This is a genomic window from Mesorhizobium sp. ISC25, from assembly GCF_042295465.1.
Taxonomy (GTDB): Bacteria; Pseudomonadota; Alphaproteobacteria; order Rhizobiales; family Rhizobiaceae; genus Mesorhizobium.
Genome location: NZ_CP135441.1, coordinates 1,821,512 through 1,839,314 on the forward strand (window position 1 = coordinate 1,821,512; position 17,803 = coordinate 1,839,314).

General features: G+C 63.4%; 16 protein-coding genes and 1 pseudogene. 9 read left to right on the forward strand and 8 right to left on the reverse strand.

Annotated features, from left to right (window positions below; genetic code table 11):
- Positions 1-4 precede the first annotated feature (4 nt).
- The 5 genes and pseudogenes from RQ479_RS09260 to RQ479_RS09280 form a co-directional block, all read right to left on the reverse strand.
- Positions 5-250, reverse strand: coding sequence for a DUF4170 domain-containing protein (locus tag RQ479_RS09260; protein ID WP_023717165.1), 246 nt, complete (start codon positions 248-250; stop codon positions 5-7).
- Between the two features lie 74 nt (positions 251-324).
- A pseudogene (locus tag RQ479_RS09265) lies at positions 325-1,133 on the reverse strand (3'(2'),5'-bisphosphate nucleotidase CysQ).
- Positions 1,120-2,463 carry a TldD/PmbA family protein gene (locus RQ479_RS09270; RefSeq protein WP_376704856.1) on the reverse strand — a complete coding sequence of 448 codons (1,344 nt, stop codon included), beginning with the start codon at positions 2,461-2,463 and terminating at the stop codon, positions 1,120-1,122. Before RQ479_RS09270 ends, RQ479_RS09265 begins: the two are co-directional and overlap by 14 nt.
- A 252-nt stretch (positions 2,464-2,715) precedes the next feature.
- Positions 2,716-3,966 carry an NAD(P)/FAD-dependent oxidoreductase gene (locus tag RQ479_RS09275; RefSeq protein ID WP_376704857.1) on the reverse strand — a complete coding sequence of 417 codons (1,251 nt, stop codon included), beginning with the start codon at positions 3,964-3,966 and terminating at the stop codon, positions 2,716-2,718.
- Between the two features lie 9 nt (positions 3,967-3,975).
- A complete protein-coding gene (locus RQ479_RS09280; RefSeq protein WP_376704858.1) occupies positions 3,976-5,364 on the reverse strand; it encodes a PLP-dependent aminotransferase family protein in 1,389 nt (462 codons plus the stop codon).
- A gap of 310 nt (positions 5,365-5,674) precedes the next feature.
- On the opposite strand from RQ479_RS09280, the gene RQ479_RS09285 reads away from it, so the two are divergent.
- The 4 genes from RQ479_RS09285 to RQ479_RS09300 are packed head-to-tail and all read left to right on the forward strand — an operon-like array spanning position 5,675 to position 10,012.
- Complete coding sequence (locus RQ479_RS09285; RefSeq protein ID WP_376704859.1) at positions 5,675-6,844, forward strand: ABC transporter ATP-binding protein; 1,170 nt, start codon at positions 5,675-5,677, stop codon at positions 6,842-6,844.
- A gap of 5 nt (positions 6,845-6,849) precedes the next feature.
- Positions 6,850-7,899, forward strand: a complete 1,050-nt coding sequence (locus RQ479_RS09290; protein WP_376704860.1) for an ABC transporter substrate-binding protein — start codon at positions 6,850-6,852, stop codon at positions 7,897-7,899.
- Positions 7,900-7,904: 5 nt separating this feature from the next.
- The gene (locus RQ479_RS09295; protein ID WP_376704861.1) at positions 7,905-9,185 is read left to right on the forward strand and encodes an ABC transporter permease; all 1,281 of its coding nucleotides are present in this window, start codon (positions 7,905-7,907) and stop codon (positions 9,183-9,185) included.
- A gap of 2 nt (positions 9,186-9,187) precedes the next feature.
- Positions 9,188-10,012 carry an ABC transporter permease gene (locus RQ479_RS09300; RefSeq protein ID WP_376704862.1) on the forward strand — a complete coding sequence of 275 codons (825 nt, stop codon included), beginning with the start codon at positions 9,188-9,190 and terminating at the stop codon, positions 10,010-10,012.
- An 82-nt stretch (positions 10,013-10,094) separates the two neighbouring features.
- Here RQ479_RS09300 and RQ479_RS09305 read toward each other — a convergent pair whose 3' ends face one another.
- Positions 10,095-10,769: a hypothetical protein gene (locus RQ479_RS09305; RefSeq protein ID WP_376704863.1), complete on the reverse strand. Its 675-nt coding sequence runs from the start codon at positions 10,767-10,769 to the stop codon at positions 10,095-10,097.
- 150 nt (positions 10,770-10,919) lie between these two features.
- Between RQ479_RS09305 and RQ479_RS09310 the strand changes: the two genes are divergently transcribed.
- Positions 10,920-11,048 carry a hypothetical protein gene (locus tag RQ479_RS09310; RefSeq protein WP_376704864.1) on the forward strand — a complete coding sequence of 43 codons (129 nt, stop codon included), beginning with the start codon at positions 10,920-10,922 and terminating at the stop codon, positions 11,046-11,048.
- A 48-nt stretch (positions 11,049-11,096) separates the two neighbouring features.
- Here RQ479_RS09310 and epmA read toward each other — a convergent pair whose 3' ends face one another.
- The gene (epmA, locus tag RQ479_RS09315) at positions 11,097-12,143 is read right to left on the reverse strand and encodes an EF-P lysine aminoacylase EpmA (protein ID WP_376704865.1); all 1,047 of its coding nucleotides are present in this window, start codon (positions 12,141-12,143) and stop codon (positions 11,097-11,099) included.
- Positions 12,144-12,257: 114 nt separating this feature from the next.
- Here epmA and efp point away from each other — a divergent pair, with 114 nt between their 5' ends.
- Positions 12,258-12,824 (forward strand): elongation factor P, encoded by a 567-nt coding sequence (efp, locus tag RQ479_RS09320; RefSeq protein ID WP_376704866.1) that lies wholly within the window; start codon positions 12,258-12,260, stop codon positions 12,822-12,824.
- A 139-nt stretch (positions 12,825-12,963) separates the two neighbouring features.
- Here efp and RQ479_RS09325 read toward each other — a convergent pair whose 3' ends face one another.
- Positions 12,964-13,971: an AraC family transcriptional regulator gene (locus RQ479_RS09325; RefSeq protein WP_376704867.1), complete on the reverse strand. Its 1,008-nt coding sequence runs from the start codon at positions 13,969-13,971 to the stop codon at positions 12,964-12,966.
- Between the two features lie 225 nt (positions 13,972-14,196).
- On the opposite strand from RQ479_RS09325, the gene RQ479_RS09330 reads away from it, so the two are divergent.
- From RQ479_RS09330 to RQ479_RS09340, 3 genes are all read left to right on the forward strand, one after another.
- Positions 14,197-15,579: an FAD-binding oxidoreductase gene (locus tag RQ479_RS09330; protein WP_376704868.1), complete on the forward strand. Its 1,383-nt coding sequence runs from the start codon at positions 14,197-14,199 to the stop codon at positions 15,577-15,579.
- A 479-nt stretch (positions 15,580-16,058) separates the two neighbouring features.
- Positions 16,059-17,099 (forward strand): glycosyltransferase family 2 protein, encoded by a 1,041-nt coding sequence (locus tag RQ479_RS09335; protein WP_376704869.1) that lies wholly within the window; start codon positions 16,059-16,061, stop codon positions 17,097-17,099.
- Positions 17,074-17,766 (forward strand): class I SAM-dependent methyltransferase, encoded by a 693-nt coding sequence (locus RQ479_RS09340; protein WP_376704870.1) that lies wholly within the window; start codon positions 17,074-17,076, stop codon positions 17,764-17,766. The genes RQ479_RS09335 and RQ479_RS09340 overlap by 26 nt, the downstream gene beginning before the upstream one ends.
- Positions 17,767-17,803: the final 37 nt, after the last annotated feature.

Below are 17,803 nucleotides of genomic sequence, written 5' to 3' on the forward strand. Positions count from 1 at the left end.
GATGTCAACCGGCAGCCTTGTTTTCGGGGTCGAGCAGGCGGTGCAGGTGAACGACGAAATAGCGCATATGGGCATTGTCGACGCTGGCTTGCGCCTTGGCCTTCCAGACGGCGTGCGCCGATTGGTAGTCCGGATAGATGCCGACGACATCGAGCGCGTCGAGGTCGCGGAATTCGGTGCCGCCCAGCTTCTTGAGTTCGCCGCCGAACACCAGGTGCAAAAGCTGTTTCTTTCCGTCTTCAGCGGCCATGTCGATCCTTCACATATCGTGAGTTTGGGACAGGTCTAGACCAAAGCCGCCGACTTTGGAACTATTGATAGTGGTCAATTGTCCAGCCCGGCGATGACGCCGGCGAGCAGAGTGAGGAGTTCGCCGCTGCCGGCGGCGAGCGGTCCGTGACGGATCACTTCGCCGGCATAGAGCGCGGCGCGCGGCCATGCCGATCGAGCAAGGCGCCGCCTGCCTCGCGCAGGATGAGATCGGCCGCGGCGATGTCCCAGTCATGCGCGTTGGCCTTGACGAAGGTGGCATCGAGCTGGCCGCCGGCGATCATCGCAAGCCGGTAGGCGAGCGAAGGAATATAGGGCACCCGCTTCAGCCGTTTGTGCCATTTCGCCGGCATCAGGTCGATCATCGGCTTCGGTCCGGCGATTTCGGCCGTTTCCGACGGCGGACGCACGCTGATGCGCTTGCCATTCAGGAATGCGCCCTCGCCCGGCAGCGCCCAATAGATTTCGCCCTTCGCCGGGCAGTCGAGCACGCCGGCGAGCGTGCGGCCGTTCTCGACCACAGCGACGCTGACGCACCATGTCGGCAGGCCCTCAAGGAAGCCGCGCGTGCCGTCGATCGGATCGACGACGAAGGTGCGGCGCGCGACGAGCCTTACCGGGTCGTCGACGGTTTCCTCCGACAGCCAGCCATAGTCCGGCCGGGCCGCCAGCAAGGTCTCGCGCAGATATTTGTCGGCGGCGTGATCGGCTTCGCTGACCGGCGAGGTGCCGCCCTTCATCCACACCTGCGGATTGTTGTTGAAGTACTGCATGGCGATGAGCCCCGCCTCGCGGGCAGCGTCGCGCAGCAGCTGCAGGTCTTCAGTAGCGCCGGCCGAGACGGCCGGGTCAAGCTCCGGCAAGGGTCATTCCTTCGATCAAAAGCGTGGGTGCGGCAGTGCCGAAATTGCGGTCGAGATCGCTCGCCGGAACCATGTTGAGGAACATCGTCTTCAGATTGGAGGCAATGGTCACCTCGGCGACGGGATAGGCCAGCTCGCCGTTTTCGATCCAGAAGCCGGACGCGCCGCGGCTATATTCGCCCGTCACCATGTCGACGCCTTGGCCGAACACTTCGGTGACGTAGAAGCCGGTCTTGAGCGACTTGATCAGCTCTTCCGGCGTATTTTCCCCGGGCTCGATCGCGAGATTTGTCGACGATGGCGAGACCGACGAGCCGCTGCGGGAGCCGCGCCCATTGGTGACGAGTCCGAGTTCCCGAGCCGCCGAAGTCGACAGGAACCAGTGGTTGAGCACGCCCTTATCGACCATGAACAATTTCTCGCCCTCGACGCCTTCGCCGTCGAACGGGCGCGAGGCCTGTCCGCGGCGCCGGAGCGGCTCGTCGGTGACGGTGATTGCGGCCGAAGCCACCTTCTTGCCCATCATGTCGCGCAGAAAGCTGGTCTTGCGCGCCACCGCGGCGCCATTGATGGCACCGGCGAGATGGCCGGCAATGCCGCGCGCGACGCGCGGATCGAACACCACGTCGACCGGCCCGGTCGCAGCCTTGCGCGCGCCAATGCGGCGCACGGCGCGCTCCCCAGCCTTGCGGCCGATGTCTTCCGGCGCGTCGAGATCGGAAAAATGCTGGCGCGAGGAGAATTCGTAATCGCGCTCCATGCCAGTGCCCTCGCCGGCGATCACGCTGGTCGAGCGCGAAAAACGCGAGGCGACATAATGGCCGACAAAGCCGTGCGAAGTGGCGAGCACCAGGCCGCCGAGCCCGGCACTGGCACCGCTGCCGGCCGAATTGGTGACGCCATTGACCGCAAGCGCCGCCGCTTCGGCGGCAAGGGCTGCTTCCTTCAACTGGTCCGCCGACACCTCGGTGGCGTCGAACAGATCAAGATCGCGCGGCTTCTTGACCAGCAGGACCGGATCGGCGAGGCCCTGATAGGGATCCTCGGGCGACACCTTGGCCATGGCGACGGCGCGCTCGGCCAGCATATTGGGATCGGATGCCGCCGTTGCCGAAACACTCGCCACCCGTTTGCCGACAAAGACGCGCAGCGAGACGTCCTCGCTCTCGGACGCTTCGGTGCCTTCGACCTTGCCGAGCCGCACCGACACGCCGGTCGAACGGCCGCGCACCGCAACCGCATCGGCGGCATCGGCGCCGGCCCGTTTGGCAGCCTCGACCAGGGCCGCGACGCGGTCGGTCAGTTTCGCTGCGTCAAGCGTATCGGTCATGCGCATAATCCTGTTGCTTGCGGCCGGCTATAGGGCAGCCGCTGCTGCACCATCTATTGTCCCGGTGCCGCTTCTGCAATGGGAGAAGCGGGCAATCAGGAGGCATCTAGCCCCAGGTCGGCGCGACCGATTTAGAGCTGGTGCGTCCTTCTAGACGTACAAACGACGGCCTAGATCTTTGATTTTGCACCTACGCTGGCCTGATCGGAAACAGACTCCTGATCTCAACCCGAAGGCGAAATGTTCGATCGATCAGGCGCGGAAGCGATCAGCCGAAAACGCCGCGACACGCGCTGGATCGCCGCGACCAATGATCAGCTCGGCAACCAGGCGTGCAGTGATCGGAGCGAGCGTCAGGCCGAGGTGGCCGTGACCGAAAGCATGGATCACCCTGGAGCTGCCGCGCGACGGGCCGATGACCGGGCGGGAATCGGGCAGCGATGGCCGAAACCCGAGCCATTCGGATGAAGGCTGGCCGAGTTGTGGAAAGAACTGCCTGACACCGCGATCGAGCAGCGCCAGCGGGCGTGGATTTGCCGGCGCTGCAAGCCCGCCGAGCTCGACAGTTCCGGCGACACGCAGCCGGCCGTTCATCGGCGTCATGTAGAAGCCGAGATCGACAGGGCAGACCGGACGATGGAGCAGAGGCGCTTCGGTCGGGAATTCGAGATGATAACCGCGTTCGGTCTCGAGCGGGATCCTGTCACCGAACTGCATGGCCAACGCCCGCGATTGCGCGCCCGCGGCGATCACCACCGTGTTCGCCTTGACGCGAAAACCGGAACCGCTGAGCCTGACACCGTCCGCCTCGACCCGCAGTCCGGTTATCTCAGCCTGCGCTACCGACACACCGCGGGCGGTCGCGGCATTGAGCAGCCGCCGCATGAGCGTCTTGGGATCGGTGACATTCATCGAGTCCGGGAAATACAGACCGCTGGCCCCGGTCGCGGGCAAGCCAGGCTCCAGCGCGGCGATCTTTTCAGGCGTCAGAACCTCTTGATGGACGCCAAACCCGGCGCGCAGCGCCCTGCCCCCGGCGGCCTTGGCGAAATCGCTCTCGCGACGATACAGGTAGAGACAGCCGTTGCGGCGCAGCAGGTCTGCCATGTCAGCCTCCTTCGCCATCTCCTCCCAAGCCGGCAGGGCCTCAGCCAGAAGCCCGGCGAGCGCCAGCGCATTGGCTCGGGTGGCCGCCGGAAGCGACTGCCGCACGAATTGAACCAGCCATGGCGCAAGCTGCAACAGCGCCGGCCAGCGCAAGGAAAAAGGGCTGTCGGGATCGAGAAGCAGCTTTGGCAGCGCGCGCAGCAGAGCCGGATTGCCCACCGGCATGCAGGCATACTCGGCGAGCGTTCCAGCATTGCCGAACGAGGCACCGGAGCCCGGCTCATTGGGGTCGATGAGCAGGACTTCGCGACCCTCAGCAGCGAGCCGGAGTGCCGTTGCCAGTCCGACAACGCCGGCACCGACAATGGCGATTTCGACCGTTTCCGACGCTGCCATCATTAGATCCTAGACGAAGCCAGGCAATTGCAGATGGCCGGCCGATAGCAATTCGGCCATGGTGTTCAGGGCCGTGCGCAGATCGTCGAGCGAGCGCGCGGCGCCGACATTGATGCGCACGCCGTGCTGTACCGGCTCGCGCCCAACCGCGAAGGCATCACCCGGGAGCACGGCAACGCCACGTTCCAGGCAGGTGCGAGCGAAACCCGCGCCCCGCCACGGCTCCGGAAGGCGCAGCCAGGCGTGGGTCGAGGTTGGGTGGTTCTGGACATCGTAGCGGCCGAGGATTTCGGTAAGGATGGCCTGGCGCTGGCGAAGCTCCTGCTTCTGCGTTTCAATGATGCGCGCCGCCAGGCCCTCTTCTATCAGCCGCGCGCCGATCAGCGCCGTCAAGGGACTGATGCTCCAGCAGTTGATGCGCAAAGCCGCTGCGACCTGGCCGGCTATGGCGCGTGGCGCGATCACAAAACCGAGGCGCAGCCCTGGGGCAAGACATTTCGACATGGCGCCGATATGGATCGTCAGTTCGGGCTCGAGGCTGGCAAGCGATGGCGGCGGATCGTCTGCCAGGGGGCGGTAGACGTCATCCTCGATGATGAGGACGTTGTGGCGGCGGGCGACAGCTACCAGCTCGAGCCGGCGCTCCTCGGATAGCGTGATGGTCGTCGGGTTGTGCAGGGTCGGCACCAGGAAGACCGCGCGTGGGCGGAGCTGCGCGCAGGCCGCGTCGAACGCGTCGGCCCGCATGCCGCCACGGTCCATCGCGACGCCTCTGAGGTCGAGCCCATGCACGCGGCACAGTGCATTGATGCCTTGATAGGTCACTTCGTCGGCGAGCACGACCTCGCCCTGCCTGGTCACCGCGCCAAGCACGCAATCCAGCCCATGCTGGGCGCCCGCCGCCAGCACCACGCGGCCGGGATCGCCCTCCCCCGCCACCGGTCGCATCCACTCGGCGATTGCCGTCCTCGCCCAAAGCGGCCCCTCCGGCGGATGATAGTCCTGAAGCGTGGCATAGTGCCGGTCCTTCGACAGGCGCGGCAGCAGCAGCCCGAGCGCGTCGAGATAGGCCGAGGTCGCAGGTCTGTTGACGGAAAGATCGATCACGCCGGTGTCGTCGCTCGGCGCCGACACGAAACCTGGCCTTTCGCCGCCATTGCGGGCCGCGACCGTTGTGCCGCGTCCGGGCCGCGCTTCGAGCAGGCCGCGCTGCTGCAGCGTCGACAGCGCGCGCGTCACCGTGGTGACATTGATGCCCAGTGCGCGGGCGATCTCGCGCTGCGGCGGCAGCCGGTCTCCAACCGCAAGTGTGCCGGCCGTGATCCGTTCGGCAATAGCGTCGGCAAGGCGCCGGTAGACCGGGCCTTCATCCGAGGCGAGTTGCAGGTCCTGAAGCATGCGGATTGACGGATTCGGTGTGTTGACGCTCTGGCTACCGGCGCATCTAGCATAAGACAATGCTCCGGACAATAGTACTTGTCCGGTACATATTTCCAAAATCCGGCTGAAAAATCTCACACAATCCCGACGAAAGCCGCTTGACGGCCAAACTTGTCTGCATCTATGGTCCTGTAGAGATCGATTGTGTGAGCATACAAGTTTGGTTTGCCGCCTTGTGCGGCAGCATCACGCGAGGCCGACACATGCACGGCAAGCACCACCTCGTTTCGACAAGCAGCTTCTGCCGCAGCTCGACGGACTTGCGTCCGTGACCGCCGAAGCGACAGCCTTGTCACGCGACAGTGCCGCGCCTGCACGGGCAGCCGATGCCGGCAGCCATGGATTTGTCGAATTCATCGATGTCGAGAAATCCTATGACGGCCGCACCTTCGCGGTAACGCGGCTGAACCTCGGCGTTGCGCGCGGCGAGTTCCTTACCCTTCTCGGACCCTCCGGTTCGGGCAAGACGACGACGCTCAACATGCTTGCAGGGTTCGAACGGCCGACCAGCGGCGTCATTGCGCTTGAAGGCCGGTCGGTCGACAGGCTGCCGCCCTACCAACGCAACATCGGCATGGTGTTCCAGAACTACGCGCTGTTTCCGCATATGAGCGTCGAGGAGAACGTCGCCTTCCCGCTCTCCGTCCGCAAGATTACCAAGACGGAAGTCGCAGCCCGCGTCGGCCGCGCGCTCGACATGGTGCGGCTGCGGCAGTTCGGCGACCGGCGGCCGGCACAGCTTTCCGGCGGCCAGCAGCAGCGCGTCGCGCTTGCCCGCGCGCTGGTGTTCGAGCCGAGCCTGGTGCTGATGGACGAGCCTCTCGGTGCGCTCGACAAGAAGCTGCGCGAGCATATGCAGATCGAGATCAAGCAACTGCACACGATGCTCGGTGTCACCATCGTCTATGTGACACACGACCAGAGCGAGGCGCTGACCATGTCGGACCGCGTCGCCGTTTTCAACAATGGCGGGATTGCCCAGCTCGGTTCGCCTGATGATCTCTACAACGCGCCGCAAACTTCGTTTGTCGCAAGCTTCATCGGCGAGAACAATACGCTGCTCGGCAAGGTCGACCGTGTCTCTGGCAAGGAGTGCCACGTTGTGCTGGACGGCGGCGGTTCGGTAACCGCGCTGGCCATCGGTGTTGCGGAGGGCGCGGCCTGCCATGTTGCCATCCGCCCGGAGCGGCTGAAGCTTGCGCCCGCTTCGAACGGAGCAAATGCGCTAACCGCCACGGTCGATGGCCGCATCTATCTCGGCGACCACCAGCGTCTTCTGGCTAGGCTGGAAAACGGACAGGTGCTGACCGTCAAGGTCGGCCCCGAAGCGATCATGGGCAACGGGGAACCGATCACGGTTTCCTGCGCGCCCAACGACTGCCGCGCCTTTCCGGCAGATGCCGGAACGGGCGGTTCCATCTCGAAAACAGGGGAATAACAACAATGAAAATCACCAAAGCACGGCTGTTCGCCTTTGCGGCAGCCACAGCATTCATCACTTCAGGACATGTCGCCTTCGCCGACGAGCTTTCGATCATGGCCAGCGGCGGCGCCTGGCAGGACGCCCAGCGCAAGGCATGGTTCGAGCCGTTCAGCAAGGAGACCGGTGCCAAGATCGTCGAGCAGGAATATCTTGGCGATCTCGGCAAGGTCAAAGCCATGGTCGACACCGGCAACGTGCCGATCGACCTGGTGACGGTCGAGACCGCGACCGTGCTGCAAGGTTGCGACGCCGGGATTCTCGAGCGCCTCGACTATTCCAAGATCGCGCCGCGCGAAAAGTTTCTCGAAGGCTCCGCGCTCGACTGCGGTGTCGGCCTCGACGCCTATGGCGACGTGCTCGCCTACGACCCCAACGTGCTGAAGGAGGCGCCGACTTCGGTGCTCGACATCTTCGACACGACCAAGTTTCCGGGCAAGCGCGCGATGCGCAAGTTCCCGGCGCAGAATCTGGAATGGGCGCTGATGGCCGATGGCGTCGCGCCGGCCGATGTCTACAAGGTGCTGGCAACGCCGGAAGGCGTCGACCGCGCCTTCAAGAAGCTCGACACCATCAAGAAAGACATCGTCTGGTGGGATGCCGGCGCACAGCCGCCGCAGCTCCTGGCATCCAAGGAAGTGGTGATGACCACCGCCTGGAACGGCCGTATCCAGAATGCGATCGACAAGGACGGGGCGCCATTCAAGATCGTCTGGAACAACCAGATCCTCGAATACGACATGATCGCCATTCCGAAGGGCGCCAAGAACCCAGAGCTGGCTTACAAATATCTTGCTTATATCAGCCAGCCGGAAAACAACGCCAAGCTCGCCAGCTACATCACTTACGGGCCGGTGCGGACCGATGCAGCTTCCTTTGTCGCGCCGGACGCGCTGCCCAAATTGCCGAACGCGCCCGACCATATGAGCGCTTATCTGGTCGCCGACACCGAATTCTGGGGCGACTACGGCGAGGATCTGGTCAAGCGCTTCAACGCCTGGCTCGCGCAGTAGGAAAAATGACGGCGCTTGAGCCCACGGAACTGGACCGGCCGCGCATCGCGCGCGACCGGTCGGCCGCCGATGCCAAGGCGGCGAAATCCGTCACGGCAAAACTTCGGCGCGCCGAGTTTGGCGACCGCCTGCGGTCGCTGGCGCTGGCGGCGCCTTTGCTTGTGCTCCTGGCGCTGAGCTTCGGCATCCCGATCGTCCTGCTGCTGTCGCGCGCCGTCTATGATCCGACGATTGCCGACGCCTTGCCGCAGACCAGCCAGGCGCTGCGCGGCTGGAACGGCGCGGAACTGCCAGGCGATGCCGCCTTCCTGGCCCTTGCCGCCGACCTCAGGGACAATCAGGCCAGGGGCACGGCATATGAACTTGCCAAGAGCCTCAACGCCCGCCTGCCCGGTGCGCGCAGCCAGGTGCTCAAGACGGTACGCCAACTGGAGGCTGCCGACAGGCCGCCGCTGGAAGTGATGAAAGCCGTGCCGTTCTGGTCGGCGCCCGGCACATGGCCGGTCATCGAGAGCGGCACCCACAGCGTGACGTCGTTCTACCTGCTGAGCGCGCTTGATCTGCGCTGGAACGCCGACGGCGGCATTGAAAGAGTTCCGCCGCAACAGGCGATATTCCTGCAGGTGTTCATGCGCACATTCTTTGTCGCCGCGGCGGTGACGCTGGCCACGCTGATACTGGGCTTCCCCCTCGCCTACCTCATCGCCGCCGTGCCCAAGGGCCTCGCCGCCATCCTCATCGTCGCGGTGCTGCTGCCATTCTGGACGTCGATCCTGGTGCGAACGGCGGCGTGGACAGTGCTCCTGCAGAAATTCGGACTAGTCAACGATTTGCTGTTGTGGCTCGGCATTGCCGACGACCGGCTCGACCTGATGTACAGCCGCATAGGCCTGATCATCGCCATGACCCACATCCAGCTGCCGTTCACGTTGCTGCCGATCTATAGCGTCATGCGCACGATCCCGGCCTCGCAGATGAAGGCCGCCTATTCACTCGGTGCAAAACCCTTCACCGCGTTCCGCCGCGTCTATCTTCCACAGGTTTTTCCGGGCGTCGTGGCCGGTTGCCTGCTCACCTTCATTCTCTGCCTCGGCTACTACATCACGCCGGCGCTCATCGGCGGGGCAAGCGACCAGCTGATCAGCAATTTCATCGCCAACTACGTCAATGTCGAGCTGAACTGGGAGATGGCGGCAGCGCTGAGCTTCATCCTGCTCGTCTTCACCCTGGCGCTGTTTGGCATCTTCGCCCGCATCCTCGGCCTCGACCGTCTCAAGCTGGTGTAGCCATGCTGCTGTCTCCCTATCCGACGACAAGCGAAAGAATCCGGATCACCCTGCTCTGGCTGTGGTGCGGCATGGTGATCTTGTTCCTCCTCGTGCCGATCCTCGTTCCCGTCCCCTTGTCGTTCAACAGCGGCGCCTTCTTCATCTTTCCGCTGGAGGGGATTTCGACGCGCTGGTACGCGGTCGTGCTCGGCACCCAACGCTGGCAATCGGCGATCGGCAACAGCCTGATCGTTGCGTTCGGGACGACGCTGATCGCGACGATACTCGGCACGTTGACAGCGATTGCGCTTTCCGACGAAAAGTTTCCCGGCCGCCGCATCGTCATGCCGCTGCTGTTGTCGCCGCTGATCGTGCCGGTGGTGATCACCGCTGTCGGCTCGTATTTGTTCTATGCCCGCGTCGGCCTTGCCAGCACCTATGCCGGCATCATCCTGGCGCACACCGCGCTCGCCAGCCCGTTCGTCGTTGTCACGGTGGGAGCGAGCCTCACCGGCTTCGATCGCAATCTGATGCGCGCTGCCGCCATCTCCGGTGCAAAGCCCGTCACATCATTCTTCAGGGTGATGCTGCCGCTGATCCTGCCCGGGGTGCTGTCAGGGGCCGCCTTCGCCTTTGTCACCTCGTTCGACGAGGTCGTCGTGGTGCAGTTCCTGGCCAGTGCCAATCAACGCACCATGCCGCTCGAAATGTTCATCGGCTTGCGCGAAAAGCTCTCCCCGGCAATCACCGCCGCCGCCACGCTGATGATGGGGCTGTCAATCATCCTGCTCGTCGTCGCTAATCTTCTGGCCCGCCGTGGCAAGCAGCGACCGCGCATCGACTAGGAATGTCCTTGCGGCGGTCGGGTGAAGGCATACGAGCCCTGTCAGGCGTCGGCGCTACTCGAAGATGCGGCGTATGCGGCAGTCAACCTGTAGAGTTGGGATCGGCTGGATCCACCCACGGGCGACCCAATCGTGTCACCATCGCCGCGTACCCAACGGCACCTGCCGCCCAAAGGAAGATGCCAAGCTCTTTGACGGCGTCTTCGGCGATGTCGACCGCCGAACCCGGGGTAGGAAACAGCTCTCCCAGCTGGTCGATCGCTGCTGACATCGCGAGTAGGGAGCCCGCGGCCACAAACACGATCGTGCCGTCGAATGTCTTCCGTCGCAGCCGGAAGAACCAGAACAACCCTGCGACGGCGTAGGCAATCATCGTAACAATCTCTGGTATCGCAAAAACGGGCAGCACGTCCTCATGGATCAACAACAGGTCATCGAGGCCCATGACCAGGGTAAGGCCGCCGAGAAACGTGCAATCCCATCGGCGCGTGAGCAGACCAGCAAACAGGGTCGCAGCACCGGTCCCGATCCATAGCGAAGCACCTAGGGACGAAATCCACCCCGTATAGAAGCCGACATCGGCGGCTGCAGATGGATCTCGATAGAAGATCGTAGCGTCCAGACTAAGACTTTGCGCTGCGAACAGCGCGGCCAAGAGCATCACAACGTTAATCGCTGCGGCCGCAAGCATGACCAAGCGCCAGGACATCCTCCATTCGCCGCCATGCTTTGTGTCCAGCGCATTCTTGTCTGGCATTGTGCCGAAGCCCATTCTGAGTACGACGGCCGGTAGCTCCGCTGCGCCGAGCACTCCGCCAGCACTATGCCGGCCCGCCATGATGGCGGCAACACACGGAACGGTTGCAGCGCTCCGCCCATGAGGTCGTCGTGATGGAGTTCCTGGCCAATGCAACGGCCCGCGCGAAAAGCTCTCCCAGCAATCACCGCCGCCGGCACGCTGATGATGGATCTCTCGATCATCCTGCTCGTCGTCGCTAGTCTTCTGGCCGACGCAGCCAGCGGCGGCCTGGCCTGACCATGTAATTGGTTCCAAATCTGACGCGTCGGTCAGCAAAACCTATCGTCAGGAACCGACCACCGGTGTCCAGATCACCTCGTCGATCCGGAGCGCGCCGGTGGCGAGCATCACCAGCCGGTCGAAGCCGAGTGCCGCGCCGCTCGCTTGCGGCATGATGGCGAGCGTGGCGAGGAAATCCTCGTCGATCGGGTAGCGTTCGCCATAGACACGCTGCTTTTCGTCCATTTCGGCGGCAAAGCGCCGGCGCTGCTCGGCCGGGTCGGTCAACTCGCCAAAGGCGTTGGCCAGCTCGACGCCGCAGCAATAAAGCTCGAAGCGCTCGGCAGTGCGCGGATCGTCGGCGCTCGGCCGGGCCAATGCCGCCTCCGAGATCGGATATCCGAAAAGAATGGTGGCGCGCCCCTGCCCCAGCGCCGGTTCGATTTTTTCGACCATCACCCGGCTGAACAGGTCGGCCCAATTGTCGTCGGGCGCGGTCCGCAATCTGGCCTGGACCAGGGCGGCATGCAAGCCCGCGCGGTCGGTGCTGCCGTCGGCTGCAACCGTCGCCAGCAGATCGATGCCGGCATGGCGCATGAAGGCTTCGGCGACGCTCAACCGTTCCGGCTCGGCAAACGGGTCGGCCTCGCGGCCGCGGAAGCTAAAACGCTTCGCTCCGGCCCGTTCGGCCGCCAGCGCGACGAGCTCGGCGCAATCGCGCATCAGGCTCTCATAGGTCTCGCCGACGCGGTACCATTCGAGCATGGTGAACTCCGGATGGTGCAAGGGGCCGCGCTCGCGGTTGCGCCAGACAGCCCCGAGGCTGAAGATGCGCTCCTCGCCGGCGGCAAGCAGCTTCTTGCAGGCGAATTCCGGTGACGTGTGGAGGTAGAGCGGCTGGCGGGCGCCGTCGGGCCCGATCGCCTCGGTGGCAAAGGCCGACAGGTGCGCTTCATTGCCGGGCGAGACCTGCAGGGCCGATGTCTCCACCTCGACGAAGTCGCGGCGGGCGAACCAATCGCGCATGCCGGCGGCAATGGCATTGCGCAGGATCAGCCGCGGCCGGCGGTCGGCATGGACATGCGGCGTCCACCAGGGCGAGGCGGCGGTCATCGGCTTCAGGCGAATTGCACAGAGGGCTGGCGATTGCGGCCAAGATGCGCTAGGCCGCACGCAACGGCCTCTCCAGCCGATTTGCGCCAACAAATTTTATCAGGATGGAAACCCGTGAAGGTCATCGCCAGCTCCTTACGCAAAGGCAACGTCGTCGAAAAGGACGGCAAGCTTTATGTGATCCTCTTTGCCGAAAACATTCATCCTGGCAAGGGTACGCCGGTCACCCAGCTCGACATGCGGCGTATCTCCGACGGGGTAAAGGTTTCCGAGCGTTACCGCACCACCGAGCAGGTCGAGCGCGCCTATGTCGAGGAGCGCGAGCACACGTTCCTCTACCGCGACGGCGAAGGCTTTCACTTCATGAACCCTGAGACCTACGACCAGGTCGCGGTGCCGGAAAGCGTGGTCGGCGAGATGGCGCCTTATCTGGTGGAAGGCATGCCGGTACAGATCTCGCAATACAACAACATCGCCATCTCGCTGGTACTGCCGCAACGCGCCACGTTCGAGGTGGTCGAGACCGAGCCGGTGACCAAGGGCCAGACGGCGTCGTCGTCCTACAAGCCCGCAACGCTGTCCAACGGCGTGCGTACTTTGGTGCCACCACACATCAGCGCCGGCACCCGCGTGGTGGTGATGACGGCCGATGCCGCCTATGTCGAGCGCGCGAAGGATTAGAGTGCGGCGGCGGTTGGAAACGCCTCGCCGAACGCCTCGACGCGACCGGTAGCCACGGCTTGCGCCAGCGGGTTTCGAACTCTGGAACGATGTCGACGCGGCACGCAAACTGAAGCGTCAACGCCCTGCCAATTCTTTCCTATTGGACGATGCCAGCGGCCAATCTTTGAGCCTCGAGCAACGTCGACCGTCCCTTTCGCCAAGTGCCAGGTGGAATGCCGACGAACTTTTTGAAGGCGCGATTGAAGGCGGCTTCCGACTCGTAGCCGACCTCGGCACCCGCTTGCGCGATGCTCATTTCGGGCCGTTCGAGCAAACGTCCTGCCAGTTGCAGACGCCAGCGAGCAAGATAGTGCATGGGCGAGACCTCGACATAGTGGGTAAAGCGGCTCGCAAACGCCGTGCGCGAGAGCCCTACTTCGTGGGCGAGCCGGTCCAACGTCCATTCCTCCCTGGGGCGAGCGTGGATGAGCCGGAGCGCCTCGCCGACGTGTTGATCCCGTAGGCCTGACAGCCAGCCGCGCGAATCATCGGGGAGGGTCTCGAGATGGCGGCGGATGATCTCGACAAACATCAGCTCGCTCAGCTTGGCGAGGATCGTTTCACAGCCCGCCCGCCCACTGCCACCTTCTGCCAGCGCCAGCCGAAAAAGGTCGATAACCCAGCTGCTTCCATCGGCGGGCTTGCGGGCACACAGGATGGCCGGCAACGCGGCGAGGAGAGGATTGAAGGGACGCGCATCGCAGCCAAGATACCCGCGAATGAACCGGGTCCGCTCGTCTCCGCCGCCACCATGGATCACCGCGAACGGCAGGCTCTCGTCTATCGGCCGATAATACATCGCCATATTGGGTTCGCCCCGCGCCCCGGGCGAGGAGCTCAACACATTCGGAACACCACCGGGGAAGACAACGACATCACCGGCGTTCACGAGCACCGGGGGCACCGAATCGTCTCCCAGCGCGGCCCAGCACGAGCCCGACATCACGGCATGAAAAGAAATGATGTGCTCTGCCTCCGGCATGATGGCGGCGGCAATGTCGGCCGTGCCCGGCGACTCGCCGACCCAGGGAGAGCTAGCGTCGACGTCGAAATAGATCGCACCGGTGAGGCGAACGGCTCGGAGCACATCGGAAAGGACATCCATGCACTACACCTCCGGAAACGATCGGCTACTCCCTTTGACAACGATTTTTCGGCCAGGCATCTCGAACTATCCGGCAATACAGCCGCCCGAGCAACTGCCCATCCGGTCTAATCCTACTCTGAACGATCGGGCAACAGAAATGGACGATGTGACATTTGCGGGAGCAGCGGACGGGACTAGCGTTTCGTCGGCCGGCCGACAGGTCCAATAACAGGGAGGAATGTCATGAACGATGAAGACATCACCAAATTCGCAGCAAGCCTGCGGGGCGAAGTCATCCGCGCCGGCGACGCCAGCTATGACGAGGCCCGCAAGCTCTACAACGGCATGATCGACAAGCGGCCGCTGATCATCGCCCGCTGTGTCGACGTCGCCGACGTGATCACAGCGGTGAATTTCGGCCGCGACAACAATTTGCTGGTTGCGGTACGTGGCGGCGGCCATAACGGGCCAGGATTGGGGAGCTGCGACGACGGTCTGGTGATCGACCTGTCGGCGATGAACGGCGTGCGCATCGACCCGGATGCCCGTACTGCGCGGGTAGGCCCGGGCTGCACTCAGGGCGACCTCGACCACGCCACGCATGCTTTTGGCCTGGCCGTACCGGCGGGCATCATCTCGACCACCGGGGTCGCCGGACTGACGCTGAGCGGCGGTCACGGCTATCTGACGCGCAAATATGGCCTGACCATCGACAATCTCGTCGAGGCCGATGTCGTGCTTGCCGACGGAAGCTTCGTCACCGCCAGCAAGGAGCGGAACCCCAACCTGTTCTGGGCGCTTCGCGGCGGCGGCGGCAATTTCGGCATCGTCACCAGCTTTGTGTTCAAGCTCCACCAGGTCAGCATGGTCTTTGCGGGGCCGATCGCATGGGATCAGCGCCACGCCCGTACCATCATGCAGCATTATCGCGAGTTCCTGCCGAACGCGCCCGAAGAACTCGGGATCTTTCTCGGGCTCAAGACCATCCTGTCGAGCGCACCGTTCCCCGAAGAGTTTTGGGGAAAGCGGATGTGTCTGCTGATGTGTTGCTATAATGGCCCGGAGGAAAAGGGCAGAGAGGCGCTGGCCCCGCTGCTCGATGCGCTGCCCGCGCCTTGGTTCAACTGGATGGGAACGATGCCCTATCCCGCGGTGCAGAGCATGTTCGATGGGCTCTACCCGAAGGGGATGCAGTGGTATTGGAGGGGCGATTTTGTCAAGACGCTGTCCGACGAGGCGATCGACGCTCATCTCAAGCAGGCGGCGAAAACACCGAGCGAGCTATCGCTCATGCACCTCTATCCGATCGATGGTGCCGTCCATCGCGTCGGCAGAGACGAGACACCCTGGAATTACCGTGATGCGACCTGGTCGATGGTCATCGCCGGGATCGATCCGGACCCACAGAAAGCGGGGCCGGTGACACGCTGGACCAAGGCCTACTGGGAGGCCGTGCATCCGTTCGATCTGGGTGGCGCCTACCTGAACTTCATGATGGATGACGAGGGCGATGCAAGAATCAAGGCGGCTTATGGCGACAACTACGAGCGCCTGGCTACGCTGAAGAGAAAATACGACCCGAACAACCTCTTCCGGGTGAACCAAAACATCCGGCCGGCTGCTTGACGGCGGTCTTCGTCAGGCCGGCAAAGCGTTGTGTCGTACCGGCTGCGGCCAGCTTAGGCCCAGCCCGGTACGATAGGTTGCCGGTCAGGACGCTCGCCGGCCTTGCAAGCGCGATACTCGGCCGGGCTCGGCGACCATGTTCCATGAGCCATGTCTGACATGCAGCAAAAGCGGTCGGCCCGCACGCTCAGGTCACCCGTAGCGCTGCTTCAACCGGCAAGTCCGGGAGCAGGCAATGCGGTCAAAGGGTTATGCCTCAGCGGCTGCTTCCCTTCAGGCCGATCGCGCCGGCAGCCTACCGATAATTCCACGCTTCGATGCGGACGTCCGACGTCACCACGACACCCTTCAGTCCTCCTCGAGGACCGGTATCGCCTTCAGAATTAGCTAAATTAGCAGTTTCTTAAGTGCCCTTGGAACTTTGTAGCTTGCGTTCCATTTTCAACCGCATGCGAGAGTCTTTGGTCCAAGGGGCTGGAATGACGGTGAACAGCTCACCGCCGCGCTATTCGCTGGTCTTGCCCATATACAATGAAGAACAGGTGCTGCCTCGGCTTATCGAGCGCATCAGTTCGCTTATCGGCAGGCTGGACGGCGAAACGGAGGCCATCTTCGTCGATGACGGAAGCGTCGATGGAAGCGTCGAATACCTTCAACAAGTGGTCGCCGCCGAGCCGCGCTTTCGGCTGATCGAATTTTCCCGCAACTTCGGCCACCAGGTGGCGATTACCGCCGGTATGGACGCCGCTGCGGGCGATGCCGTCATCGTCATGGATGCCGACCTGCAAGACCCGCCGGAAGTCGTTCTCGATCTGGTGGCTAAGTGGAAGGAAGGCTTTGAGATCGTCTATGCTCGCCGAGTCAAGCGCGAGGGCGAATCCTGGTTCAAGGTCTTTACGGCAAGTCTATTCTATCGACTGCTGGAGCAAATGACCTCGGTCGATATTCCGCGCGACGTCGGTGACTTCCGCTTGGTCGGCCGCAAGGCGCTGGAAACCTTCAAGCGTATGCCTGAACATGACCGCTTCGTCAGGGGCATGTTCGGCTGGATGGGCTTCAAGCAGACGGCTGTGCCATTTGAGCGCCACGCGCGAACCCTGGGCCAGACCAAATACCCATTCTGGAAAATGATGCACCTCGCAGTTCACGGCATCGTCAGCTTCTCCGAGAAGCCGTTGCGCCTGGCGCTCTGGGGCGGATTGGCCATTTCCGCGCTTGCGGGGGCCTTTGGCGCTTACGCCATTTTTGCCTGGTTTTTTGAAACCGGTATCATTGCTGGGTGGACATCCACGGTGGTGATCGTGTCGCTCCTGTGCGGGATCAATCTTTTCATGACCGGCGTGGTCGGACTCTACGTCGGCAGCATCCACGCCGAGGTGAAACGCCGCCCGCTTTATGTGATCGATCGGCTCACCGGCTTCGACGAGGCGATGCGTGCCGCCTCCGGTGAGCGCCGGCGGTCGTTTCACAAGCCCAGGAGTGGAGTCCCCGCCAATGGCCGAACTCTTCGACAGCTATAAATCCCACTATGGCGAGGCGGTCGAAGGGTCCATCCGGTTTTCCGGACTCAGCCACGACTTCTTCCTTGTCGCCAAGGCGGATCTGCTGCGGCGTCTGGTGGTCGAGCGAAAGCTTCGGCAGGGTGGGTCGGCTGTAAGAGCGCTGGATGTCGGCTGCGGCGTCGGTTCGCTTCACCCCCACCTCGACGGCGCTTTCGACAGCCTCGATGGTTGCGACGTGTCGGAGCAATCAATTTTGCGCGCCGGCAAGGACAATCCAGGTGTGACCTACAGGGCCTGTACCACGCCGAGCCTGCCCTACGAGGACGGCACGTTCGATCTGGCTTTCGCCAGTTGCGTCGTCCATCACGTTCCGCCCTCCTCCTGGCTCGATTTCTTCCTGGAAATGCGGCGCGTCGTACGGCCGGGCGGCGTCGCCTGCATCATTGAGCACAATCCCTACAATCCACTGACGCGCCTTGCTGTGTTCCGGTGTCCGTTCGACCACGACGCGGTCCTGCTCAACTCCGCCAACGCAGCGTCCCTGTTTCAGCAGGCCGGCTTCACGGACATCCGATCCGAGCATTTCCTGCTGCTGCCGTCGGCAACGACTTTCGCCAGAAGAGTCGAGCGGGTATTCGCGCCTTTGCCGCTTGGAGCGCAGTATGCGTGCAGTGCGCATGTCTGAGCGCCGTTCGACCAGCGACGCCGGGCTGAGGCTGCTG